Below are 22,553 nucleotides of genomic sequence, written 5' to 3'. Positions count from 1 at the left end.
TTTAATTCGATATTATTCATTTCAAATGCCTGATTATTCCGGCTGCATAATCCGATTCACGCTGCGTGCGTGAAACGTCATTAACCGCGACTAATCACCTGCTTGCGGCCTGCCTTGACGCGCGCCAGATGCGCGTCGTCCCATTCATAGAAACCAGCACCGCTGCGTACGCCCACCCGCCCCGCGTTCACCTGTGCACGTAGCAGATCGAGGACGTCTTCGTCCTTAGCGAGTTCCGGCATCAAATGCGTGGAGATATCGAGGAAGGTATCGAGACCGCCCATGTCCGCGCCCTCAAACGGCCCGACAATCCCCCACCGGCGCCCAAGCGACGCCTTCATGACCCGATCGACCACGTCAGGCGTCGCTGCCCCCGAGCGCACGATGTTCAGCGCCTCGCGCAGCACGGCGAACTGCAACCGGTTGCCGACAAAACCCGGAATCGCCTTCGCCAGCACCACCGGCTCCATACCGATCGCGCTCATCAAAGCAGCGGTACGTTCGGTGACTTCCGGCGCGGTCGCGGTGCCCGGCACGACTTCGACAAGCGGGATCATGTGCGGCGGATTCCAGAAATGCGCGATCAGAAAACGCTCTTTCGCGCGCAACGGAGCAACCAGTTGATCGGGCGGAAAGCCGCTGGTGTTGCTTGCAAGAATCGCGTCGTCTGCCATCAGCCCGGTTAACGATGCATACAGGCGATGCTTCAACTCCAACACTTCGGGAATCGCCTCAATCACGAATTGCGCCGACGCCATAACGTCGAGTTGCGCATGCGTCTCGATGCGCGCGAGCGCCGCGTGTTTGGCACCATGGTCGATGCGTCCGCAGTCGATCGCTTCGTCAAGCACCGCCTCCGCCTTGGGCGCCACGCTAGCGAGGCGCGCCGGGTCGACGTCGTGAACAATCGTCCGATGCCCATGCAGCGCGCTTTGCGTCGCAATACCGACGCCCATCAATCCCGTGCCCACTACGCCTATGACTGCCTTATCCACGCCGCTCTCCTGCTGCCATCGATGAAAGCTTTCAAGCATAGCGCAGCGCGCCGTATTTCAAGCCCGAACGCGACAAAGCCGGTCTTCCGCGAGGAAGGACCGGCTTTGTGGACTTCACGCCGCGTCACGCGGCGCCGTCATGCGCGCATTAGTAACGCGGGGGCGGCGGGCGACGGTCGTCGTGATGATGCGGATCGTAGTCGTGCGGATGATGACGCATCCAGTCGTCGTGAGCCCAGTAGCGGTGGCCGTCGTAGTAACGATCGCCATGCCAGCCGATGTTGATCGACACGCCCACCGGCATCATGTGCGGCTGACCGTACACCGCCGGTCCCGGACCATTCTCGACAACCACTCGTTCCTGAGCAAAAGCGCTGCCGGCCGCGAGCAACGCGCCGCCTGCCAGCAAGGTTGCAACAATCGAACGCGACGTCTTGTTAAAGGTTTTCATCGTGACCTCCCATGCAAAGTTTTATATCAAGCCGGCGTCCGTGTTCGGCCTGCATCGAACCGCGATTTTGGGTTCGGACCGGACGCCGTACGCTTGAAATCAACTTTAACGGTGCAAACCGCATGAAAACGTGAGCACTTGTAAGCACACGTTTCGTAGAAAGGGACGGATGAAGACGGGCCTTTTGGGCGCTCGGCGCTCGTCTGAAGCGGATGCGCGATAGATCAATCAAATGGCAGCGCGGCGTCGTGTCAGCCACCGTTACACTCATTTCGGCCAGGAAATATTCGGAAAAGTGCGGAGTGGGATGGGGACATTCAAAAACAAAAGCCACGGCACGCATTTCGCGGGCGGTGGCTTCAATAAAGCGGGCGCACTCGAGGTGCGCGCCCGGACGCGGTGGTCCGCGCTCAGGCCGTACAGCTTTCTTCTTAGTCGCTCAGCTTAATGCCGAACAACGTGGCTTGCGCTTTGCGCATGCGCTCTGCTTCGCGGCTACGCGCTGCATACGAGTAGTCCGAATCCAGCGGCAGATGGGGCGACGCAAAGAGGTCGCTGACCTTTTGGAACAGTGCAAAAATGTAGCTCATGGCGACTCCCGGTTGGTTACTGCATTTGCTAGGGTTTTCCCTTAAGAAACATTATAGGGTTTTCCCTAGGCAAAAGCTAGTGCAATGCAGCAATTTCTTGGGTGCGATGTGTTGCCACAGGGTTTTTGTGCATGGTGCGTCGCATCATGACAACGTCCCCTTTTTCACATTTCAGATCAAACCGTCCGCCTACTGAAACGCAATCCCCCGCTGGCGCCCGCTGCGTGCGGGTTCCGAGCTTGTCATGCTTTACGGGGGCCGAACAGAGCGGCATTGACGGCGTCCGCCGCAGCCAGCTTTGCCGGCGCGGCGGTCGCGAAAAGTCAGTGGGAGTTGGCTGCTTTCGGCTTGTGCGCGTGCTGTGCTCGCGCGCTGCGTTTGCCATGAGTCGGCGCGGCTGCGGCTGGCTGGAGCGCCGCGGGTGCGGCTGCGCCAGATGCGGCAGTGGCCGCCGCTGCGGTGGCCATCGCCAGGTGAGTATCGAGCATGCTGGCCATGGCGGCCTGCTGGTTCTGCATCATCTGTTCGAGGCGGTGCTGCTGGGCCGTGGTTTCACGCGTCAGGCGCATCAGAAGCACAGTCTGCGTGATGCCGATCGCGACCGTCATCAGCAACGCGCCCACCACGATCGACAGCATCCATTTCATGCGGCGTGAATGGTCGGTGGCGGCGAGGCGCTGATCGGCAATCACGCCATATAAGGCGTCGACGGTATCCGCGAATGCCGTCGCCCGTGCGCGGTCGAGTTCAGGCGCGGCACGCAGCGCCGCAGCGGCAGCTTCGGCGCGCTGGGCTTCCCGGAAAGAGGGTGCAGCAAAAGCAGCGCTTGCGGCTGCCGCAGGCGCAGGCGCCGATGCGGAAGCATCACCCGGCGTGGACGTGGGCGTTGTACCCAGCTTCGATCCAGCAGCCACCACGCCGGCGCCAGTTTCAGGCGAAGAGAACGCCCGCGCTGCTCCGGCCTCGGCTTCCGTCGAAGACGGCGCGCGCTCCACTCCAGCTTTCGCAGGCCCGGCATTCGCGGCGTCGGCGCCGGCGGCTTCCCGCGAGGCCGTCGTCGCCTTGGTAAAAGTCGCGGCGAAGCGCTGCGGCGGCATGGCCGGTTTCGCTGCGCCCGAGGTCGATGCAGTCGTTGCATCACCCGTCGTGGCGCCCGATTCAGCCGCCTGGCGCAGCGCGGTCACACTGCGCGCCACAGTAGCCGCTGCCATCGCCGATGTGAGCGGCGCGGCTGCGTCGCGTGCCGATGTTGCCGGCTTCTCTTCGGCTGAAGCCTCGGTGGCCGCCTTGGCCTCGTCGAAAGCCACTCCGCCAACCGGCAATGTCGGCGCCTCGACCGCCTCCGGCTCGAGGCCGCTCAATTGCGCATACACCGGCGCCGGTTCTTCGGATTTCGTGGTGCGCGGCGCGCGACGCGCGGCCTTTGCCTCCAGCGACAAGCCGTCGGCATCGATCGCTCCAACAGCGGCCAGCACCACATCGGGTAATTCGAAGCCGTGCAGCGTGCCTTGCCGGACGTCGATGTTCATCGCTTCCAGCGTGGCGCGGGTGGGATCGTCGGGGAACAGATCGAGCGTGCTATCGTCGCGCGAGGCATCGCTCAGTTGCGCGAGACGTTGGGCCGAGCGCGCGGCGCGCGCGAGTTTGTTTTCGGTTTCGGTCGAGACGGTGGCCTGACGCCGCTTCTTCGAAGCGGCGCGCTGAGGCCGGGACTGCGTGGATGCTGCGGAATCTGCCATAGAGAAAAAAGCGGTCGTCGCCGGAAAGCGGGCGCCGGGCACCGCTCGTCAATACCATTGGAATTTTTCGAGACCGCATTGTCGCATGGCCGCCCGCCCCAGCCGAAGCCATTCGCCGACGTTTTTCCGTTTTTAAGACGACGTCTCGTCCTGCCGGAACTGCCTGACACCATGCAACTGACGCAAGCGTGCGCAGATCGCTTCATATTCCGTATTCGACACGCGATGCAACGTGATTGTCACTTCGTCGCATTCCGGTGCATCGTCGCTTTGCTGCATCACGAATTGCTTGACGCGTGGGCTCGCGGCGCCGAGTTCGTCGTGCAGCGAATGGAAGGTCAAGGCGCCGCGCTCAACGAGCATCCTCAACTGGCGCCTTTGCTTCACCGTGATGAAGCGGCGCTCGAGCGGCTTGATCCCGGCAAGGATGATCAGAATGATGATGGTCGCGGCAATCGACGCCGTATACAATCCCCCGCCGACCGCCAGCCCGATTGCCGCGACCGACCAGAGGCTTGCCGCCGTCGTCAGCCCGCGCACGATCTCGCCGCGCAGCAAGATCGACCCCGCGCCGAGAAAGCCTATGCCCGAGACCACCTGAGCGGCCATTCGCGACGGATCGAGCACAATGTGATCAGCCGACAGCACCTCGGTAAAGCCGTAGGCCGAGACGATCATGATGAGTGTCGAACCCACGCAGACCAGCATATGCGTGCGCAATCCCGCTGCCCATGAGAGCCGCTCGCGCTCGAAGCCGATCACACTGCCGAGTGCGGCGGCCAATACCAGACGGGAAATGAGTTCAAGGTTCCCCATTGTTTTCTCCTTATTCAAGACTATTTGACGCGTATTGCGCGCCTGTGGCGGAGTGTCAGCAGCGGCGGTTTTTGCTTTATGCTTGCCCGCACGCACGTGCTCAGAAAGCGACAAGCCGGGTCCGCAGGCGCCTCGAATGACCGCAATTGACCAACCGAACTATGCAAAGCATGACCCATCCCGCTTCCACAATCGCCCTCGCCGCCACACTGCGTGATCACTTCACTCGTGTGGTGCTGCCACTGTGGCGCGGGCCTGGTTTCAATACCGCACTGAAGCTGCCGTACGAAGCAGTCAGCGCCGAGGGTCCCGAACCGTTGCCCGCGCAACGCTACCGGGCGATGGCGTGTGCGCGGCAGTTGTTCGTGTTCTCGCAAGCGGGCGATGCGGCTCATGCCGAGGTGCTATTCGACTCGCTGGTCCACACCTTTCAGGACACGCGCCATGGCGGATGGTTCTATAGCGTGGATGCGCAGGGTGCCCCGCTCGACAGCACCAAAGACCTGTACACCCATGCGTTCATCGTATTCGCCTGCGCGGAATATGCCGGCCATTCAGGCAACCGGGACGCACTGGACGTCGTGCATCGCACGTCGGCACTGATTCAGTCGCATTTCGCGGCGGATGACGACCTGTTGAACGCCGCCCTCACGGCGGATTTCGCCGGCGTGACCGGCACGCCGATCCAGAATCCGCTGATGCATCTGACCGAAGCCTGGCTGGCCGCCCGCCACGCCACGCGCGACAGCGCCTTCGACGCCCCGTTGCGCCGTCTGGCCGGCGCGGTCGCCCGTCACTTCGTCCATGCGCCGACCGGCTGCATTGCCGAGTTGCCGATTGGCTCCGAAGACAACCGTCTGGAGCCGGGGCACCAGTTCGAATGGTTCTGGCTGGTCAAGCAGGCGGGCGCCTTGTTCGAAGGCTCCGGTCTCGACGAATCTCTGACGCGCGCGTTCAGCTTCGCGCAGCAGTATGGCGTGGACCCGCAAACGGGCGGTGTGTCCGCCTCGCTCGACGAAACCGGGGAGATCAAGGACGCCACCCAGCGGATCTGGGCCCAGACGGAGTATTTGCGTGCCCTCGCAAGCCATGGCGACGCCGCCGTGCTCGCCGCGCTGCCGCGGCAAATCGAACTCTTCCGGCAACGCTTCCTGCGTCCGCAAGGCTGGTTCGAATGCAAAACGGCCGCCGGTGAAGTGGCCCGGGCCGATATGCCGTCGACAACGCCCTATCACCTTACGACCGCTTATGGCGCATTGCCGGCCTAAACACCGGCCGTCCTCTGCCTGCCGTCGGCGTTAAAAGCCGACTGGCCGGTCGATCAATAGGCTTCGCGTTGCCAGGGGCCCCAATCGGCGTCGGCAGTTTTAAATCGCGTGTAGGTCGCGCTTTGTCCGGTGGGGGTATCCGATGTGTCGCCGTGCGGCTTTTTATCGGTGGTGTGAAGGGCGAAAGCCTGGTGATTTTCGGTGTCGATCGTGATGCGGCCGACCGGATCCAGGGCGCCTTCCTGAGGTAATTTCGACTCCAATATCGCGAGATAAGGTGTCAAACGACTCCAGAACGAGGTAAGTTCTTCTTGCAAATAATGTGTCAATGTTTTTCCTGGAAAAGTAATACAAGCAGTTTACCCTACCGGCCGAGGCATTCCTGCAAATGCTTTCCAGGCCTCAAAAAGGCCTGATCGGGGGAATACCCGAATACTGGTTGATTGGCGTCCATCATAAAGACGTGATACAACTCTCACTTCGCGCTCGATCTCACGTTGAGAAATAGCGGTCGCGAATGCAACACACAACATTTATTGGATCAAAAATGGCAACAGGTACTGTGAAGTGGTTTAACGATGCAAAGGGCTTTGGCTTCATCACGCCGGACGACGGCGGTGAAGATCTCTTCGCGCACTTTTCGGAAGTTCAAGGCAGCGGCTTCAAGTCCCTGCAGGAAAACCAGAAAGTGACGTTCGAAGTCAAGCAAGGCCCGAAGGGCAAGCAGGCTGCGAACATCCAGCCGGCCTAAGTACCTTCCGGTACTTGAAGCACCCTTAGGCGTTCGCGTCTAATGCAAAATGGCCCGCTTTGGCGGGCCATTTTCTATGGCAGATGCCCTCTTTTGGGGCACCGCTGCCCAGCCTGTACAGCGTCTGTACGATTCAGATTGCCCGCATTCCCGACAGCCCAAACGCCACTGTTTGCCCGTGCAAGTCGTCGATTTGTTGCGTCCGCAACACAGTTTCCGAAATTTCGAACACAGAGACCGCTTCTTTCAATTGCTGTGTCTGTTGATGCAGTGAAGCTGCCGCCGCGGCTGCTTCTTCGACAAGCGCCGCGTTCTGCTGCGTCATCTCGTCCATCTGCACCACCGCCTGGTTGACCTGCTCGATACCCGTGCTCTGCTCGAGCGACGACGCGCTGATTTCCGCCATCATCTGCGTGACGCGCGAAATCGATGCTGAAACGTTGCTCATCGCTTCGCCGGCATGCTCGACCAGCGCCGAACCGCCTTGAATCTCCGCAACCGATTCGCTGATCAGGGTCTTGATTTCCTTCGCCGACTGCGCGCTGCGCTGAGCCAGCCCACGCACCTCGCCCGCCACCACGGCAAAGCCTCGGCCCTGCTCGCCCGCACGGGCCGCTTCAACGGCCGCATTTAGCGCGAGGATATTGGTCTGAAACGCAATGCCGTCGATCACCGAAATGATCTCGGCGATCTTGTCCGAGCTTTGCGCGATGCCGCGCATCTTCTCGACCACCTCGTTGACCACTTCGCTGCCGCGTGAGGTCGCCTCGAGCGCGGTTTCGGCAAGCGCATTGGCTTCGCGGGCGTGATCGGCATTCTGGCGCACCGTGGCGGTCAATTCCTCCATGCTCGACGCGGTTTCTTCGAGCGAGGCCGCCTGATTTTCCGTGCGAGCCGACAGATCGGCGTTGCCGGTGGCGATTTCATCGGCGCCGAGGTGGATCGAGTCGGCGGATTCGCGCACGGTTTGCACAGTGCGCGCGACGCTGGCCTGCATTTTCGCGAGGCCTGAGAACAGGCGGCCGATCTCATTGGTGCCGCGCGAAGCGATCGGCTGGTTGAGACGCCCTTGCGCGATCCGGTCGAAGTGACGGCCGGCTTCTTCCAGCGGCGCTACCACGCCCTTGCGGAGCGCGGCGTACACGCCGACCGTGCCTGCCACCAGGAGCACCAGAATCGCGATGCTGACGGCACGGAACATCGCCATGCGGCTGTCGATCGAATCGATCGACGCCCGGCTCGCCGTCGTGCCGAATTGCACGAAATTACGCGACTCGCCGAGATAGGCGTCCTGGAAGCCCTGCGTCGGCTGGTCCAGAAACGCCTGAATATTGTTCGAATCGAGGAATTGCGCCAACTCCGTCAGCGCGTCGTGCAGCTTCTTGTATTTCTCGGCCAGTGCGGTGGCACGTGCCGTGTTTTCGTCGCTGGTCTTCTGCGCGCTCATGAACGCGTTGAAGGACTGTTCGGCGGCGCTCAGCTGTTCACGGGCATGCTGGACGATATCGGTCGGCTCGGCGCCCCCGCGCACCATGCGCGTACCGGCGCGCGACAGGTTGATGCGCGCATCCATCAGGTGCTGGGTGGTTTCATTGACCGCATCCACCTGCTTCAACGCAATGTTCGACAGATCGCCCACGTCGTCATGCGTGCGCGTGAGCGACCAGAACCCCAGCCCCACCGTGACGAGCTGAAAAACGCAGAACGCGGCCAGAACACACAACAGGCCGGATGCGACCTTGATCTTGCTGAACATCGTGAACACCTAAAGCAAAGAATGGCGGGAACTACGTCAGGGTTAACGGCAAGCCTGAACTTTGCTGAAGATCAATTTCGCGAAAGATCGTCTTACATCCCCTTTTCCTCGGCCAACTCCGCAATTCCCGTCATTTTGCGCAACAATGCCGCGCGGATATTTCGGATTCACCTTGACGCGGTGCATCGGCGCTTCCTAGAGTGGGTAGGGACTGCACAACGCACGCCGGTGCAGATGCCACTACGGGCCACGCCCGAAGGAATCACGATGACCGACATCCTCGACCGGGCACGCGGCGCACTGCATGCCCAGCCGTTCAGCATGCTGCTAGGCGCGGAGCTGATGCACACGGACAGCAACGAACTGACGCTCTGCCTGCCCATCCGCGACGAGTTGCGGCAACAGCATGGCTTCGTGCATGGCGGCGTCATCAGTTATCTCGCGGACAATGCGCTGACGTTCGCCGGGGCGCTGTCGCTAGGTCCGAAGGTCGTGACCGGCGAGTACAAGATCAACTATCTGCGGCCGGTGGTGAACGGCACGCTGATCGCGCGGGCGAGGGTGGTCTACGCGGGCCGGCTGCAGGCCACCTGCCAGTGCAATGTGTATGTGATGGATGGTGGCCGCGAGAAGCTCGTCGCTGTCGCGCAGGGCACGATCAATCGCATCAGCGAGAACGGCGAGCACGAGCAGGCGAGCTGAACGAGCGAAAGAAGCGGGTCAAAGAGAGGCGCCAAAGAAGCAAAAGACCGTTCCCGCCTCGCGCGGGAACGGTCTTTCATTTTCCGCATCAACAACGCTTTTCGACAGACAGCCAAATCACTCGGCCGCGTAAGTCTTTTGCGTCTGCTCGCCGAGACCTTCGATACCGAGACGGATCGTCTGGCCCGGCTTCAGGAACACCGGATTCGGTTTCACGCCCATGCCGACGCCCGGCGGCGTGCCGGTCGAAATCACGTCACCGGGTTGCAGGCTCATGCACTGCGACACATACGACACCAGCTTCGCCACGCCGAACACCATCGTCTTCGTGCTGCCGTTCTGATAGCGGTGGCCGTCTACTTCGAGCCACAAGCTCAGGTTCTGCGGATCGGCCACTTCATCGCGCGTCACGACCCACGGACCGATCGGGCCGAAGGTGTCGAAGCCCTTGCCCTTGTCCCATGTGCCGCCGCGTTCAATCTGCCATTCGCGTTCCGACACGTCGTTGATCACGCAGTAGCCGGCGACATAATCAAGCGCGTTGGCTTCGTCGACATATTTCGCCGGCTTGCCAATCACCACGCCGAGCTCGACTTCCCAGTCGGTCTTCTTCGAGCCGCGCGGAATTTCGACGTCGTCGTTCGGGCCGCAGATCGCGCTCGTCCACTTGTTGAAAATCACCGGTTCCGACGGCACCGGCAGGTTCGATTCGGCCGCGTGGTCCGCATAGTTCAGCCCGATACAGATGAACTTACCGATCTTGCCGACGCACGGGCCCATGCGCGGGTTGCCTTCCACAACCGGCAGCGAAGCCGGATCGAGCGCGCGCAGTTTGGCGAGGCCCTCGTCGGTCAGCGCGGCGCCGTCGATGTCGCCCACCACCTTCGACAGATCGCGAATCTTGCCTTGGGCGTCGAGCAGGCCCGGCTTTTCCTGGCCTTTCGGCCCATAGCGAAGCAGTTTCATCCTGGCACTTCCTTTCAGTGATATTCAGTTCGTGTTTCGGTTCGTGGGTCAGCGGGCGCCCATCGCCGCCCGTGTGCGCCGAGTCAATTCGACCAGCCGCCGTCGATCACATGCGCATGACCGGTGGTAAACGACGATTCGTCTGACGCGAGATACAGCGCCAGCGCGGCGATCTCTTCCGGCTTGCCGATTCGGCCCATCGGCTGACGCGCGACAAAAGCCGCCTGCACGGCTTCGAGTGTCGCGTTTTGCGCCTTGGCCTGCTCGACGATCCGCTGTTCGAGCGACGGCGAAGCAACCGTGCCCGGGCAGATCGCGTTACAGCGTACACCACGCGTAATGAAGTCCGCAGCGACCGACTTGGTCAACCCGATCACCGCGGCTTTCGACGCGCTGTAAGCGAAGCGGTTCGGCACACCCTTCACACTCGACGCCGCCGACGACATATTGATGATCGAGCCGCCGCCCTTCTCCAGCATGGCGGGCAAAAACGCGCGGATCATGCGGTACATCGCCTTCGCGTTCAGGTCGAAGGCAAAGTCCCAATCTTCCTCGCTGCATTCGAGGATCGAGCCGGCGTGCACGAAGCCCGCACAGTTGAACAGCACGTCGATCGCGCCGAGTTCGGCTGCCAGCGCCTTGATCGCCGCGCCATCGCGCACGTCGAGCTTGCGCGCTTCGACCGGTTTGCCGGCGAGTCCGTCGATGCGGATATCGGTGGCGATCACGCGCGCGCCTTCGCGCGCGAACAGTTCCGCGGTGGCCAGACCAATGCCTTGTCCTGCCGCGGTGATCAGGGCCGTCTTGCCGGCCAGTCTTTGTGTCATCTACGACTCCAGTTCAATGGGCTTTATGTTGTCTTCGTGACTTGCTTTCGTCACGACGCGTGTCACATCAAAGTCGATAAAACGCAGCGGCGTTGCCGCCAAAAACCGCTTCACGCTCCGCGTCGCTCAAGGACGCGAGCAAGGTGTTCGCCACCGAGTGCCAGGTCAGATAGTCGCCGTTCAGATCGAGCACCGGCCAGTCGCTGCCCCACATCAAACGTGCGGGACCGAAGGATTTCAGCAGATGGTCGACGTACGGATGCAGCGTTTCTTCGGTCCAGCCAGGCGACGCTTCCGTGACAAGACCCGAGAGTTTGCAATGCACGTGCGGCAGTTGAGCGAGCCGGGTAATCGCCTCGGCCCAAGTCGGCCAGCCGGCGCGGCCGTAGCGGATCGGCGGCTTGGCACCGTGATCCACGACGATGCGCAGCGCGGGAAAACGCGCCGCGAAAGTTTCGAAATACTCGACGTGGCGCGCGTAAATCAACGCGTCGAACGCGAGGTCATGCGCGATCAGCGCGTCGATGGCGGGCGCCAGGTCCGGGTTCGCGATCCACGAGTCGTCAGGTAAATCCTGCAGCATCGGCCGCACACCCTTGAACTTCGGCTCATGCGACAGCGCTTCGATCACAGTCGGCGCGTTGGGCAACAGCAAGGGCACCCAGCCGACCACGCCCGCAATCGAAGCTTCGTTGCGCGCGATGTCCAGCAGGTAACGTGTTTCGTCGATCGTCGGCGCCGCCTGCACTACCACCGTCCGTTCGATGCCCGCAGTTTCGCGCAGCGGCTTGAGATCGGCAGGACCGAACGGCCGGTACAGGATCTTCAGTTCCGGCGTGAGCCACTCGTAGTCGCCGCGAGCGGGGTCCCAATAGTGCTGGTGCGCGTCGATAGGCATTGTCAAATCAATCCTCTGGCGCGGGCGCGCGGCTGTCGAGCAAGCCCTTGTCGCGCAACGCGGACCACAACTCCGCGGGGATCGGCAACTCGAACGACGCGACGTTCTCACGTAATTCATCGGCACTGCGCGCGCCGGTCAATACAGTCGCGACCGCCGGATGCGCATACGGAAACTGCAAGGCCGCGGCAGCGAGCGGCACGCCATGCACGCGGCACACGGTTTCGAGCCGCGCGACGCGCTCGATGATTTCGCTCGGCGCATCGCCGTAATTGAATTTCAGGTCGCCGCTGACACCACGCGCCAGAATGCCCGAATTAAACGCGCCGCCTAACAGGATGCTGACGCCGCGCTTCTCACATTCCGGCAAAAGGTCGTCGAGCGTGGCCTGTTCGAGCAGCGTATAACGGCCCGCGAGCAATGCGCAATCGATGTCGAATTCCGACATCGCATCGAGGATGGCCGCGCCTTCGTTGACGCCGAGCCCAACCGCTTTGACCGCGCCCGAGGCGCGCAAATCGTCGAGCGCGCGAAAGCCGCCGCCTTCGGTCAGTTGCCGCCAGTAATGAGGGTTCTTGTCGCCATGCGTGACAACGCCGATATCGTGCACCAGCAGAATGTCGATATCGACAATGCCGAGGCGCTGCTGGCTGTCTTCGAACGAACGCAGAATGCCGTCGTGCGTGTAGTCGTAGATGGCCTGGAACGGCAGCGGGTCTTGCCAGCCCTCGCTGCCGTCGTAGGGTGTGGTGCGCGGCACGAAGCGGCGCCCGACTTTGGTGGAGAGCACGTATTCGCTGCGCGGATAGCCGCGCAGCGCGTCACCTAAACGGTGCTCGGCTTTTGTGTGGCCGTAGTGCGGGGCGGTGTCGAAAAACCGCACGCCGGCGTCCCACGCGGCGGCAATGGTTGCGTGTGCTTCTTCATCGGACAGATCGCGATAAAGGCCGCCCAAGGGCGCCGTGCCGAGTCCCAATCCGCTCACTCGTAATGCACGGCGGCCGATGCCGCGCCGCTGTTCGATCTTCGAACCGATCGTTGCCGTCATGGACCGCGTCTCCTGTTTGTGATGTTTTAACACGTGCGGACGGTCTTTGCCCACCGCCTTGATGGCCGCCGAATCGATCGCGGCCTGACGTCGATAGGCGATGCCAATAGTCGAATCCGCTCAATGCCGCGCGATCGCAACGACCTGATGCAGCGGCGCAGCGCTCAACGGCAGGCAAGCCGGCCCGACCGGTTCGAAAGTCTTGTACGTCAGGATGAATTCCTGATGTCCGAGCATTTCCGATTTCGACGCCGCGCCGAGCGACACCGCCACCGTTTGCTCGAACACTTCGAGGCCGACTTCATCGAGCGTGCCGCGGCCTTCGAGAATGCGGCCTGCATCAACGTCCATATCGCCGGCGAGATTGCGGTACGTCGCGGGATTCGCGCAGACCTTGATGACCGGCGAAATCGCCGAGCCAACCACCGACCCGCGTCCTGTCGTAAACAGAATCACATGCGCACCGCACGCGATCAGCTCGCCGATTTCCGCGTTGTCGCTGATGTTCGGAAAGCCGAAGCGCGGCTCGCCGTCGGGCACGACGTCGAGAAGATAGAGGCCGCCGGTCGGCGGAATATCGCCGGGTTTGATGATGCCGACGATCGGCGACGCGCCGCTTTTTGCATACGCGCCCAGCGATTTTTCTTCTTGCGTGGTGAGGCCGCCGTCCGCATTGCCGACCGCAAAGCTGCCATGTCCGAGAATCGAGTAGTAGCGCGCCGCCTTCGCTACGCACGCGACAATTTCGTCTCCGAGGTCTGGCCGTGCAGCACGCGTTTTCATATGGAACTCGCAGCCCACCAGCTCGCCGGTTTCCTCGAAAATGCAAGTCGCGCCGGCGTCGATCAGATGATCGAACGCGCGGCCCACGGCCGGATTCGCGGTGATGCCGCTGGTGCCGTCCGAGCCGCCGCAGATCGTGCCGACCACCAGTTCGTTCAGCGCCATCGGTACCTTCTGCTGCGCGGCAAGTTGCTTGCGCGCGCCGCGAATCCAGTCGACGCCGTATTGAATCGTGCTGCGCGTGCCGCCTTTTTCCTGAATCGTCAGGACTTCGACAGGACGGCCGCTTGCGCGCACGACGTCGACGAGGTAGTGCTTGTTCATGCTCTCGCACCCGAGCGATACGAACAGCACCGCGCCTACGTTCGGATGCGTGGTGAGGCGCTCGAGCATCTTTTCGGCGTACCCGTTCGGGTAGCAGCCAGGAAAGCCGATCAGATGCACCGGCGGCTCGCGCCCGGCCGAGGGATCGTCGAATGCATCGAGCGGTTCGCGAAATTGCGTGACGATCTCGCGCGCGACATGATGCGCGCACTCGACCAGGTACGCCACTGCGACGACATTGCGGATGCCTTTACGGCCATCGCTGCGCAGATAGCCTTGCAGCGCGGGCCCTTGCAAGGCGGCGGATGCTACGGAAGTGTCAGTCATGATCATTCCAGCGCGGCACGAGGCCACTTCATAGTGCTCAAATCAGTGATGAACGAACTCGTGACCCGCGTCATGCGTATAAGTGGGCAGATAATCGCTTTCGAGGTTGTGCGTATGCAGATGCGCACCGCGCGCCACCGCCTCGGTCACGTGTCCAATTACCGCGCCGTAACGCAATACCTTGTCGTCTTTGGCGAGATTGCGGCGCGCGACTTTGTGGCCCAGGTCGATCGTTTTGGTCAGCGTCACGCGCTCGCCTTCGATCTCGACCTGCGTGCCCGCATCGAGACGCGCCGCCGCGATCAGGCAGTTATCCGCCGGACTGAGCAGGATCAGGCGTGGGTCGGTTTGCGAAGTTTGCGAGGTCTGGGACACTTGCGGTGTTTCCAACGGGCGGCTGGTCAAGTGAGTTCTCCGTGATGCGTACGCATTAATTCTGGCCTTCGCCGCTGGCGAGCCGCGCGACCATCAGCGAGCCGAGGATGATCGCGCCGTAGATCGCCTGAATCCAGAACGACGGCACCTGGGCAAGCGTGAGCAGGTTCTGCACGACGCCGAGCAGCAGCACGCCGGTGAGCGCGCCGAACATCGTGCCCTTGCCGCCGTCGAGCGAAATGCCACCGATCACCGCTGCAGCGAACACCGTGAAAATCATGCCGTTGCCCTGATTCGCATTGATCGCGCCGACATAGCCCGTGACGATCAAACCGCCCACCGAAGCCAGCATGCTGCCAAGCACGAATACGCCCCACGTAATGCGCTCGACGCGAATCCCCGCCGCGCGCGCCGCTTCCGGATTGCCGCCAATCGCGTAGAGCGCGCGGCCCACCCGGTGATAGCGCAGCACGAATGCGGCTATCGCGAATGCGGCCGCCGCAAGCCATACGGACAACGGCAGGCCAAGCACAATCGTGGTGGCAAGTGAGAAGAACGACGGCGGCATATCGAACAACGTGCCGCCCTTGGTCGCACCGACCAGCATGCCGCGCAACACAATCAGCATCGCCAGCGTGACGATGAATGCATTCAGCCGCAAACGCACCACCAGGAAGCCGTTGACGAAGCCAATTATCGCGCCGACCACCAGGATGGCCAACAGGCCGGCGGCAGCTGGCCACTCCGTTCCAAAGCCCGCGGACGCCACCGGCATCACCAGCATTGCGCCGACGGCGGGCGCAATGCCCACCGTCGATTCGAGCGACAGATCGAACTTGCCGGTCAACACGATCAGCGATTCGGCGAGCACGACCAAGGCCAAGGCCGCGGACGCACCCAACACGCTGATCAGATTCGCCTTCGTCAAGAAACTTGGGCTGACGAACGCACCGATTACGAGCAGCAACGCCAGCGCGGGCAGCAACGCCAGTTCGCGCAGCCGGGCGAGTTCACTGCGAGCGCGTTTGCCGCGCGTCGCCTGGGCGACGGGCTGCTGCGCCGGACCTTGCGCGGTGCCGAAGGCAGGGCTGGGCACACTATTCTTCATGGAGACTGACTCCTTCAACGGATGCGATAAGGTCGTGATCCTGCCAACCCGCGGGAAACTCGGCCGCGACACGGCCCCGGAACATGACCAGCACGCGGTCACAGGTGCGCAGATCGTCGAGTTCGCCCGACACGACCAGCACGGCTTTACCGTCTTCGCGCACGCGATCCACGACTGACAGCAACGCTTCTTTCGATTTCACATCGACGCCTGCTGTTGGGTCGATGAGTACGAGTACATTGGGATCGGTGGCCAGCGCGCGCGCCATCACCACCTTCTGCTGATTGCCGCCCGAGAGTCCGGACACCACATGCTCGGGGCCTTGCGCGACGATGCCGAGCGCATCGATCATCTTCTGACCGAAAGCATTTTTCTTCGCCGGGGGCGCAATGCCGAGTTTGCCAAGCAGGCGGGTGATCGTCATCGATGCGTTTTCGGCCACCGATTGCGTCAGCACCAGGCCTTCGTGATGGCGATCCTTCGGCACGCAGCCGATGCCGTGCGCCAGTGCCGCGGGCACGTCGCCGGGCGGCAACGTGGCGCCATCGACGCTGATCGAGCCGTGTTTCGCCGCGCGCAAACCCGCAATCGCTTCGGCCACGCTCGTGCGGCCGCTGCTCGTTGCGCCGGTCAGCCCGACTACTTCGCCGCGTTTCACCGTGAACGACACGCCTTCGTAGTCGGCACCGGCCAGATCCTTCACTTCCAACGCAACGGCCGTGTCCGCAGGCAGCGCAGCACGCGCTGCCGCGTCGGCGACAGCGAGGCCGCCACGCTCACCGGTCATCGCTTCGATCAACTGCTCGCGCGGCAACGCGGAAACCGGCGCGCTGACGATATGCCGCGCATCGCGCAGCACCGTCACCGCCTGGCAGATTTCGTAGACCTCTTGCAAATGGTGCGAGATGAACAGGAACGTCACGCCTTCGCGCTGCAATTCGCTGATGCGGCGAAACAGTCGCTTGATCTCGTCGCCGTCGAGTTGCGCGGTAGGCTCATCGAGGATGATGAAGCGCGCCCCATACGACAACGCCCGCGCGATTTCCACCAGTTGCCGCGCTTCCACGCTCAGATCGCCGGCACGCGCGTCTTCGCGCACATCGATCTTCCAGTGATCGAGCAACTCGCGCGCGTCGCGGCGCATCGCGTGCCAATCGATCACGCCGCCGCGCAACGGCTGCCGGTTGATGAACAGATTCTCCGCAACGCTCAAATCGCGGATGATCGTCGAATGCTGATAAACGCAGGCGACCCGCTCGCGCCACGCATCGCGATCCGCGATGGACGGCGCGGCCGCGCCGCTAAAACGCACCTCGCCGGTGTCGGGCTTGCGCAGGCCGGTAAGGATCGACACCAGCGTCGATTTGCCGGCCCCGTTACGCCCGACGAGCGCATGCGACTCGCCTGGCATCACGCGGATGCTCACGTCTTTCAGCGCAGCCGTGGAGCCGAAGCGTTTAGTGACGTCAAACGCTTCGACCACCGGCACGGAGGGCGTCGGCTCGCTCATTTAACGGTATTGCCCCACAAGGCTTTGTCGTCGACATTCGACTTCGTGACGAGCGGCGCAGGCAGCTGATCTTCGAGAACGCCCGGCGCCAACTGGATGATGTTGCTGCCGTGATCCGTCGGGCCCGGCTTGAAGGTCTGACCAGCCAACGCCGCCTTGATATAGAAGAGACCGTATTTCGCGTAGGAATCGGCAGGTTGCGAAATGGTTGCGTCGATATCGCCGCGGCGGATTGCGTCGAACTCCTGAGGAATGCCGTCGTTACTGACGATCACGACGTGCTTCGCATTACCGGCCGGAAACAGCATCTGCTTGCGGCGCAGGGTTTGCAGAGTCGGCGACAGATAGACGCCACCCGCCTGCATGTAGATCGCCTTCACGTCAGGATTCGCGGTGAGCAGGCTGTCGAGTGCGGTGGCCGCCACATCGCCCTTCCAGGCTGCCGGAATCTCCAGCAGCGTCAAGCCCGGAAAGCCCTTCAGACACGAGCGGAACGCTTCGGACCGGTCACGCCCGTTCACCGAGGCCAGGTCGCCCATGATCTGCACCACCTTGCCCGACTTCACATGCTCGCCGATGTACTTGCACGCCTTTTCACCGTAAGCGTGATTGTCGGCCCGCACCACCATCGCGACCTTGCCTTGCGTCGGCGCGACGTCGACGGCGACCACCGGGACGTTCTTCGCCGCCGCTGCATCGAGCGCGCGGCTGATCGCCGCCGAATCCAGCGGACCGACCACGATGCCCTTTGCACCGAGGTTCAGCAGGTTGTTCATGTCGGTGATCTGCTGAGCGGGATCGCCGTTCGAATTGACCGGCGCGAGGATATCGATGCCCATGTCTTTCGCGTACTTGGGCAGATAGTTGTTGTACGACTGCCAGAACGGCGACGTGAGAAGCGGCAGACCGAGACCGACCTTGCCGGTTTCGGCAGCTTGCGCGGCACTGCTGACGGCAACGCCGCCGACACACACTGCCGCGGCGGCGGCAAATAGCGAACTGCGAAACCAGCGGCGAGCCGTAAACGACCCCTTTGCGAACGACATGGTTGTCTCCTGTGTCGGTCCGGAGTTGCCTTGACGCTTACTCCGGCCCATGCAAGGTAAATGCGTTGTTGAACTGAGTGACCCGGTCATGCGGATGACGGGCACTGCGTCCTGCGCTTTCTTATCGTCTTATCGGTATTGATGAAAATTCACCAATGAACGTATTATTCATATACGGACTTTTCGAAGTCAAGCGATGTGCACTGCACCAAGCGTCCGTGTTTTCCCTGGACCGTCGCCATCTCGCTTCAGATTCGCCACGCACTTACACTCACGCGCCAGATAATGAGAGCACCTCACGGAACCTCGCCCACCATGGACGCAGAAGATAAAGACGATGCCGAGCGTTACCGCGCCCCCGCGCTGGACAAGGGTCTCGACATTCTCGAACTGCTCGCCGAGCAGAAAGAGGGACTGACGCGCGCCGAAATCACCAAGCTGCTGGGACGCAACGCGAGCGAGATTTACCGGATGCTCGAGCGGTTGGTCGCGCGGCAATACGTGGTGCGCTCGGCAGGCGGCGACCGTTATTCGTTGAGCCTGAAGCTGTATGCGCTCGCGCATCGTCATCCGCCGATGAACCGGCTGATTTCCGAAGCGCTGCCGCTGATGCAGCGCTTTGCCGATGCTGCCGAGCAATCCTGTCATCTGGCGGTCTACGACCGCGGCAATCTGCTGGTGATCGCACAGGTGGACGGACCGGGCACGTGGGGCATGTCGGTGCGGCTCGGTTCGCGGGTCGGCCTGATCGACACAGGCTCGGGCCGCGTGATGCTCGCGTTTCAAAGCATCGAGCAGCGCGCGCAGATGCTGGCCGAGCACACCAAGGTGAAGGGCGAAGTCACGATCGATCGCGATGCGCTGGAACAGGCCTGCGAGCGGATTCGCGCGGCGGGTTTTTCGCAGAAGGATAGCCAGCAGACGTTCGGCGTGACCGACGTCACATTTCCGGTCCAGGGGCCGTCTGGCCAGGCCATCGCGGCGCTGACCTGCCCGTACTTGCGACGCATCGACGAATACGTCGCACCCACACTGGAAGCGGCCACGGCCTTGCTGCGCGAGACCGTGCAGGCGTTATCGATGTTTCGGGAAGAAGCACTCTAGCGAGCCGCCGCAAAATCGTCCGCTTGCGCACATGGTTTAGAATGGCGACCCTCTCAAAAATGACGCCGCATGGGTCCCCTCATGCGCGCCCTCGATCAAGCAATGGCGAAACTTCTGACCGATTCCGAATTCCAGCGTTTTTCCGAACTTCAGCAGAAGCAGTCGAGCTTCACGATCACGCCTGAAGAAGCCGACGAACTGCGCGACATCGTCGCTCACGCGCAAAAGCGCCGCGACGATCGTGCCGCGGCGATGCAAAGCATCGAGACTTTCATCCAGCAATTCGACATCAGCCCGGACGAGCTGTTTTCGGCCGAACAGATCGGCGAAGCCGCGCGTACTTTCGGCCTGATTCCGGCTGCAAAGAAAGAGCGCGTGCTGCCGCCGTCGTTCACTTACAACGGCAAGCCTTATCAATGGACCGCGCGTCCGCTGCCGGACGACATTCGCATTCCGCTGTTCGACGCCTTCAAGGCGGGCGAGTCGGTGAAGTCGTTCATCGCGACGCTGAAGGACACGAACCGTTGCGCGGCGACGATCGCGCGTCTGGAACGCGAAACCGGCGCGGTTTACGCCGACGCGTTGCTCGAAGAGTTGTCGGTAACCCGCACGCAGGTGGACGAAGCCGCGGCGAAGCTGCCGGCTTGAAGTTCGTTACCCGCGGGGGCTGAACGCGGCACCGAGCCGCCGTTCAGCCCTGCGCGGGTTCATCCAGCGCCATCCTGAAGCCGACCACGCCCGGATCCTCTGTCGGCGTGATGGTGAAGCCACACGCTCTGGCCAGCGCGATCATCGGCGTATTCTCCCGCAACGCCTCGCCGACCAGCCAATGCGTGCCGCGCGCCCGCGCGTATTTGATGATCCGATCCATCAGCAATTGCCCGAGGTGCCGCCCCTTTTGGTCGGAGCGCACCGCAACGGCGAATTCCGCTGTCTCGTTGTCGGGATCGGCGACGGCACGTACGACGCCGAGCGTGCGCGTCGAACCGTCTTCGTTCGTCACTGTGGCAATCAGCGCCATTTCGCGGTCGTAGTCGATCTGCGTCATGCGGGCGAGTTGCGAATGGTCGAAACTGCCCACAGCTCCGAAAAACCGCAGGCGTAAATCTTCGGGCGTCATCGCTTCCACGAAATCGCGATGCGCCGCTTCGTCTTCCGGGCGGATCGGCCGCACCGTTACCCGCATGCCTTGCCAATCGAGCGTCTCTTCGAAGCGGCGCGGATAGGGCACGATCGCGAGCCGGCTGCGCTTCGGCGCGAGACTCAGGGTCGGCTCGACGACCACCACGTAGTCCTTGAAGACCCGCAGCGTCAGCGAGAGGCCGACGATCTCCTTGACGTCGCAGACCGCTTGCGAAAGCGCCGTCAAGGCGCTCAGTGCCGGCTCGGGATCGATCAGGCGCGCGTAGCGGGAGTGCGTGACCATATCGCGCGCCAGCATCGGATTGAACGGTGGCAGACCGTAGACGCTCATCGGCTCCGACACACCATCCACCGATGGCGCGGTGAAGCGGAAGACCGGGCCGAAGTTGTCGTCGTCATGAAGCTCGACGGCGATGTCGACGACCGGTTTGGCGGCCTGCGCCTCGACCCGCAGTCCAAAACGCCCAAGAAGGCGCGCCGCCGCTTCGCCGGTTAGTTGGTGCTTACCTGCGGCGAGTGCGGCGCGTGCTTGCGCCTGAGCGGCGTCGATCGCCTCGGGAATTTGTGCCGGCAAACCCTCCGGCGTTTGCATCAGCAACTCGCGGCCCATCCGGTAGTCGACCAGACGCGCAAACGCGCGAGCGAGCCGTTGCGGTGTGGTGTGGACCGGAATTCCCTGTGCATGCAGCGCGTCGCGCGTCGCCGCATCCACGCCGCCGAAAAAGCACGCCAGCAGCCCGCGATACGCGAAACGCTGATTCTCGATCAACGCCTGCGCAACCTCGCCGACCGGTGCGCCATGCGTCGACGCGTGCACCACGAATGCCGTGCCGCTGCTGCGATGCTCGGCGAGCAGTCTGAGCGCTGTGCCAAAGTGCTCCGGACGGGCATCGTCGCCGAGTTGCAGCGGGTTGCCCGCCACCGCGTATGGCAATGCCTCGGCTAACGCCGCGTCGGCTTCAGCGGGCCACGGTGCGAGCGTATCGCCGGCTGCGGCAAAGGCGTCGCAGGCGAGCGTGGCAAGGCCGCTATCGCTGGTGATCAGCGTGGCCGTGGCGCCCGCCGCGACGCGGCCGACGCCCAACGTTTCGATTTCATCGAGCAGATCGTCGAGCGAGTCCACCCGCACCATGCCCGCGCGGCGAAAAGCGGCGGTGTAGAGCCCGTCGGCAGGATCGGCACGGCCCGAGCGCAACGCCAGCACCGGCTTGTTGCGCGCTGCCGCCCGTGCAGCCGACATGAACTTGCGCGCCGCGCGCACCGTATCCAGTTCGAGCAGGATGGCGCGCGTGCCGGGATCGCTCGCGAGGTAGTCGAGGACATCGCCGGCATCTACGTCGGCTTCGCCACCCAGCGCCACCGCGTGCGAGAACCCAAGCCCGCGCGCATGCGCCCAGCCGAGCACGGCATTGGTCAGCGCATTCGACTGCGAGACCCACGCCACTCCACCCGCCTTCACCGTGCACGACGGCGCGCCGAGATGCGCGTGCAGCGCCGGCGACACCACGCCGAGGCTGCCCGGCCCAACGATGCGCAGCAGATGCGGCCGCGCCGCCGAGAGCGCATGCCGGAGCTGCAGGCGATCGCCGTCACCCCGCGCTTCGCCGACGATGATCGCCGCGCGCGTGCCCATCCCACCGAGCTTATGAACGATGCCAGGCCACGTATCCGGCGGCGTGCAGATCACTGCGACGGTAGGCGCCTCCGGTAGATCGCCGACGTCGCCAATCACACGATGACCGCCGAGCATCTCGTACTTCGGATTGACCGGCCAGAGCGGGCCGTTGAAGCCGCCTTCGAGCACGCGCGACCACACCATCGCGCCAGTGCTGCCCGGCCGCTCGGAGGCACCGATCACGGCAACGGATTTGGGTCGGAACAAGGCGTCCAGATTGCGAACAGTCACGGGTGCTCCGCCGATTGGCATGGGGCGCACCGACGGGACGGCGCGCATCTTCGTCAGGATAGGCGAAGTCGGACCTTGCGCGGAGGCTTCTTGACGACGCGGCCCCCTCTATCCGACCAG

The 22,553-nt window shown here is 62.8% G+C and carries 22 protein-coding genes; 5 read left to right on the top strand and 17 right to left on the bottom strand.

Going from position 1 to position 22,553, the window contains the following annotated elements; genetic code table 11:
* Positions 1–80 precede the first annotated feature (80 nt).
* From AC57B6_RS22475 to AC57B6_RS22455, 5 genes are all read right to left on the bottom strand, one after another.
* The gene (locus tag AC57B6_RS22475) at positions 81–956 is read right to left on the bottom strand and encodes a 3-hydroxyacyl-CoA dehydrogenase family protein (protein ID WP_496422198.1); all 876 of its coding nucleotides are present in this window, start codon (positions 954–956) and stop codon (positions 81–83) included.
* Positions 957–1,143: 187 nt separating this feature from the next.
* Entirely contained in the window at positions 1,144–1,446 is a 303-nt protein-coding gene (locus AC57B6_RS22470) for a hypothetical protein (protein ID WP_028196068.1), read from the bottom strand.
* 431 nt (positions 1,447–1,877) lie between these two features.
* Positions 1,878–2,036 (bottom strand): hypothetical protein, encoded by a 159-nt coding sequence (locus AC57B6_RS22465; RefSeq protein WP_167346801.1) that lies wholly within the window; start codon positions 2,034–2,036, stop codon positions 1,878–1,880.
* A gap of 323 nt (positions 2,037–2,359) precedes the next feature.
* Positions 2,360–3,775 carry a hypothetical protein gene (locus tag AC57B6_RS22460; RefSeq protein WP_496422135.1) on the bottom strand — a complete coding sequence of 472 codons (1,416 nt, stop codon included), beginning with the start codon at positions 3,773–3,775 and terminating at the stop codon, positions 2,360–2,362.
* 132 nt (positions 3,776–3,907) lie between these two features.
* The gene (locus AC57B6_RS22455; RefSeq protein WP_406869021.1) at positions 3,908–4,591 is read right to left on the bottom strand and encodes an MgtC/SapB family protein; all 684 of its coding nucleotides are present in this window, start codon (positions 4,589–4,591) and stop codon (positions 3,908–3,910) included.
* 161 nt (positions 4,592–4,752) lie between these two features.
* On the opposite strand from AC57B6_RS22455, the gene AC57B6_RS22450 reads away from it, so the two are divergent.
* A complete protein-coding gene (locus tag AC57B6_RS22450) occupies positions 4,753–5,859 on the top strand; it encodes an AGE family epimerase/isomerase (protein ID WP_496422197.1) in 1,107 nt (368 codons plus the stop codon).
* Between the two features lie 53 nt (positions 5,860–5,912).
* On the opposite strand, the gene AC57B6_RS22445 is transcribed toward AC57B6_RS22450, so the two are convergent.
* Positions 5,913–6,188 carry a hypothetical protein gene (locus AC57B6_RS22445; protein ID WP_028196065.1) on the bottom strand — a complete coding sequence of 92 codons (276 nt, stop codon included), beginning with the start codon at positions 6,186–6,188 and terminating at the stop codon, positions 5,913–5,915.
* Between the two features lie 218 nt (positions 6,189–6,406).
* Between AC57B6_RS22445 and AC57B6_RS22440 the strand changes: the two genes are divergently transcribed.
* A complete protein-coding gene (locus AC57B6_RS22440) occupies positions 6,407–6,610 on the top strand; it encodes a cold-shock protein (protein ID WP_007178724.1) in 204 nt (67 codons plus the stop codon).
* A 133-nt stretch (positions 6,611–6,743) separates the two neighbouring features.
* Here the strand turns inward: AC57B6_RS22440 and AC57B6_RS22435 are convergent, their stop codons facing one another.
* Entirely contained in the window at positions 6,744–8,366 is a 1,623-nt protein-coding gene (locus AC57B6_RS22435; RefSeq protein ID WP_183797055.1) for a methyl-accepting chemotaxis protein, read from the bottom strand.
* A 267-nt stretch (positions 8,367–8,633) separates the two neighbouring features.
* Here AC57B6_RS22435 and AC57B6_RS22430 point away from each other — a divergent pair, with 267 nt between their 5' ends.
* Entirely contained in the window at positions 8,634–9,068 is a 435-nt protein-coding gene (locus AC57B6_RS22430; RefSeq protein WP_028196063.1) for a PaaI family thioesterase, read from the top strand.
* 117 nt (positions 9,069–9,185) lie between these two features.
* Here AC57B6_RS22430 and AC57B6_RS22425 read toward each other — a convergent pair whose 3' ends face one another.
* From AC57B6_RS22425 to AC57B6_RS22385, 9 genes are all read right to left on the bottom strand, one after another.
* Positions 9,186–10,034, bottom strand: a complete 849-nt coding sequence (locus AC57B6_RS22425) for an ureidoglycolate lyase (RefSeq protein WP_028196062.1) — start codon at positions 10,032–10,034, stop codon at positions 9,186–9,188.
* Positions 10,035–10,117: 83 nt separating this feature from the next.
* A complete protein-coding gene (locus AC57B6_RS22420) occupies positions 10,118–10,861 on the bottom strand; it encodes an SDR family oxidoreductase (protein WP_028196061.1) in 744 nt (247 codons plus the stop codon).
* A 67-nt stretch (positions 10,862–10,928) separates the two neighbouring features.
* Positions 10,929–11,759: an amidohydrolase family protein gene (locus tag AC57B6_RS22415; protein WP_144194187.1), complete on the bottom strand. Its 831-nt coding sequence runs from the start codon at positions 11,757–11,759 to the stop codon at positions 10,929–10,931.
* A gap of 7 nt (positions 11,760–11,766) precedes the next feature.
* Positions 11,767–12,807, bottom strand: coding sequence for an aldo/keto reductase (locus tag AC57B6_RS22410; protein WP_496422134.1), 1,041 nt, complete (start codon positions 12,805–12,807; stop codon positions 11,767–11,769).
* A gap of 120 nt (positions 12,808–12,927) precedes the next feature.
* A complete protein-coding gene (locus AC57B6_RS22405; RefSeq protein WP_496422133.1) occupies positions 12,928–14,241 on the bottom strand; it encodes a UxaA family hydrolase in 1,314 nt (437 codons plus the stop codon).
* A 42-nt stretch (positions 14,242–14,283) separates the two neighbouring features.
* On the bottom strand, positions 14,284–14,646 hold the full coding sequence (locus tag AC57B6_RS22400; RefSeq protein ID WP_198793731.1) for a UxaA family hydrolase: 363 nt from the start codon (positions 14,644–14,646) through the stop codon (positions 14,284–14,286).
* 25 nt (positions 14,647–14,671) lie between these two features.
* Entirely contained in the window at positions 14,672–15,724 is a 1,053-nt protein-coding gene (locus AC57B6_RS22395) for an ABC transporter permease (RefSeq protein ID WP_144194185.1), read from the bottom strand.
* Positions 15,714–17,234, bottom strand: coding sequence for a sugar ABC transporter ATP-binding protein (locus tag AC57B6_RS22390; RefSeq protein WP_496422132.1), 1,521 nt, complete (start codon positions 17,232–17,234; stop codon positions 15,714–15,716). Before AC57B6_RS22390 ends, AC57B6_RS22395 begins: the two co-directional genes overlap by 11 nt.
* Positions 17,231–18,280 carry a sugar ABC transporter substrate-binding protein gene (locus AC57B6_RS22385; protein ID WP_028196056.1) on the bottom strand — a complete coding sequence of 350 codons (1,050 nt, stop codon included), beginning with the start codon at positions 18,278–18,280 and terminating at the stop codon, positions 17,231–17,233. Before AC57B6_RS22385 ends, AC57B6_RS22390 begins: the two co-directional genes overlap by 4 nt.
* 315 nt (positions 18,281–18,595) lie before the next feature.
* Here AC57B6_RS22385 and AC57B6_RS22380 point away from each other — a divergent pair, with 315 nt between their 5' ends.
* Positions 18,596–19,384: an IclR family transcriptional regulator gene (locus AC57B6_RS22380; protein ID WP_046572041.1), complete on the top strand. Its 789-nt coding sequence runs from the start codon at positions 18,596–18,598 to the stop codon at positions 19,382–19,384.
* Positions 19,385–19,486: 102 nt separating this feature from the next.
* Entirely contained in the window at positions 19,487–20,032 is a 546-nt protein-coding gene (locus tag AC57B6_RS22375; RefSeq protein WP_025496037.1) for a hypothetical protein, read from the top strand.
* Between the two features lie 43 nt (positions 20,033–20,075).
* On the opposite strand, the gene AC57B6_RS22370 is transcribed toward AC57B6_RS22375, so the two are convergent.
* The gene (locus AC57B6_RS22370) at positions 20,076–22,433 is read right to left on the bottom strand and encodes a bifunctional acetate--CoA ligase family protein/GNAT family N-acetyltransferase (protein ID WP_281664048.1); all 2,358 of its coding nucleotides are present in this window, start codon (positions 22,431–22,433) and stop codon (positions 20,076–20,078) included.
* Between the last annotated feature and the right edge of the window lie 120 nt (positions 22,434–22,553).

It is taken from the genome of Paraburkholderia sp. BGA-UO-ETr-F12 (assembly GCF_059567945.1).
The sequence above is the reverse complement of the archived record's forward strand: the minus strand, read 5'-3'. Positions and strand labels throughout refer to the sequence as shown.

What these genes read in the sequence shown, in the direction of transcription:
- AC57B6_RS22415 (WP_144194187.1), bottom strand. Translation starts at nt 11,759, where the DNA reads ATGCCTATCGACGCGCACCAGCACTATTGGGACCCCGCTCGCGGCGAC.
- AC57B6_RS22420 (WP_028196061.1), bottom strand. Translation starts at nt 10,861, where the DNA reads ATGACACAAAGACTGGCCGGCAAGACGGCCCTGATCACCGCGGCAGGA.
- AC57B6_RS22440 (WP_007178724.1), top strand. Translation starts at nt 6,407, where the DNA reads ATGGCAACAGGTACTGTGAAGTGGTTTAACGATGCAAAGGGCTTTGGC.
- AC57B6_RS22375 (WP_025496037.1), top strand. Translation starts at nt 19,487, where the DNA reads ATGGCGAAACTTCTGACCGATTCCGAATTCCAGCGTTTTTCCGAACTT.
- AC57B6_RS22470 (WP_028196068.1), bottom strand. Translation starts at nt 1,446, where the DNA reads ATGAAAACCTTTAACAAGACGTCGCGTTCGATTGTTGCAACCTTGCTG.
- AC57B6_RS22425 (WP_028196062.1), bottom strand. Translation starts at nt 10,034, where the DNA reads ATGAAACTGCTTCGCTATGGGCCGAAAGGCCAGGAAAAGCCGGGCCTG.
- AC57B6_RS22460 (WP_496422135.1), bottom strand. Translation starts at nt 3,775, where the DNA reads ATGGCAGATTCCGCAGCATCCACGCAGTCCCGGCCTCAGCGCGCCGCT.
- AC57B6_RS22450 (WP_496422197.1), top strand. Translation starts at nt 4,753, where the DNA reads ATGCAAAGCATGACCCATCCCGCTTCCACAATCGCCCTCGCCGCCACA.
- AC57B6_RS22435 (WP_183797055.1), bottom strand. Translation starts at nt 8,366, where the DNA reads ATGTTCAGCAAGATCAAGGTCGCATCCGGCCTGTTGTGTGTTCTGGCC.
- AC57B6_RS22380 (WP_046572041.1), top strand. Translation starts at nt 18,596, where the DNA reads ATGGACGCAGAAGATAAAGACGATGCCGAGCGTTACCGCGCCCCCGCG.
- AC57B6_RS22475 (WP_496422198.1), bottom strand. Translation starts at nt 956, where the DNA reads ATGGGCGTCGGTATTGCGACGCAAAGCGCGCTGCATGGGCATCGGACG.
- AC57B6_RS22430 (WP_028196063.1), top strand. Translation starts at nt 8,634, where the DNA reads ATGACCGACATCCTCGACCGGGCACGCGGCGCACTGCATGCCCAGCCG.
- AC57B6_RS22390 (WP_496422132.1), bottom strand. Translation starts at nt 17,234, where the DNA reads ATGAGCGAGCCGACGCCCTCCGTGCCGGTGGTCGAAGCGTTTGACGTC.
- AC57B6_RS22410 (WP_496422134.1), bottom strand. Translation starts at nt 12,807, where the DNA reads ATGACGGCAACGATCGGTTCGAAGATCGAACAGCGGCGCGGCATCGGC.
- AC57B6_RS22465 (WP_167346801.1), bottom strand. Translation starts at nt 2,036, where the DNA reads ATGAGCTACATTTTTGCACTGTTCCAAAAGGTCAGCGACCTCTTTGCG.
- AC57B6_RS22385 (WP_028196056.1), bottom strand. Translation starts at nt 18,280, where the DNA reads ATGTCGTTCGCAAAGGGGTCGTTTACGGCTCGCCGCTGGTTTCGCAGT.
- AC57B6_RS22455 (WP_406869021.1), bottom strand. Translation starts at nt 4,591, where the DNA reads ATGGGGAACCTTGAACTCATTTCCCGTCTGGTATTGGCCGCCGCACTC.
- AC57B6_RS22395 (WP_144194185.1), bottom strand. Translation starts at nt 15,724, where the DNA reads ATGAAGAATAGTGTGCCCAGCCCTGCCTTCGGCACCGCGCAAGGTCCG.
- AC57B6_RS22405 (WP_496422133.1), bottom strand. Translation starts at nt 14,241, where the DNA reads ATGACTGACACTTCCGTAGCATCCGCCGCCTTGCAAGGGCCCGCGCTG.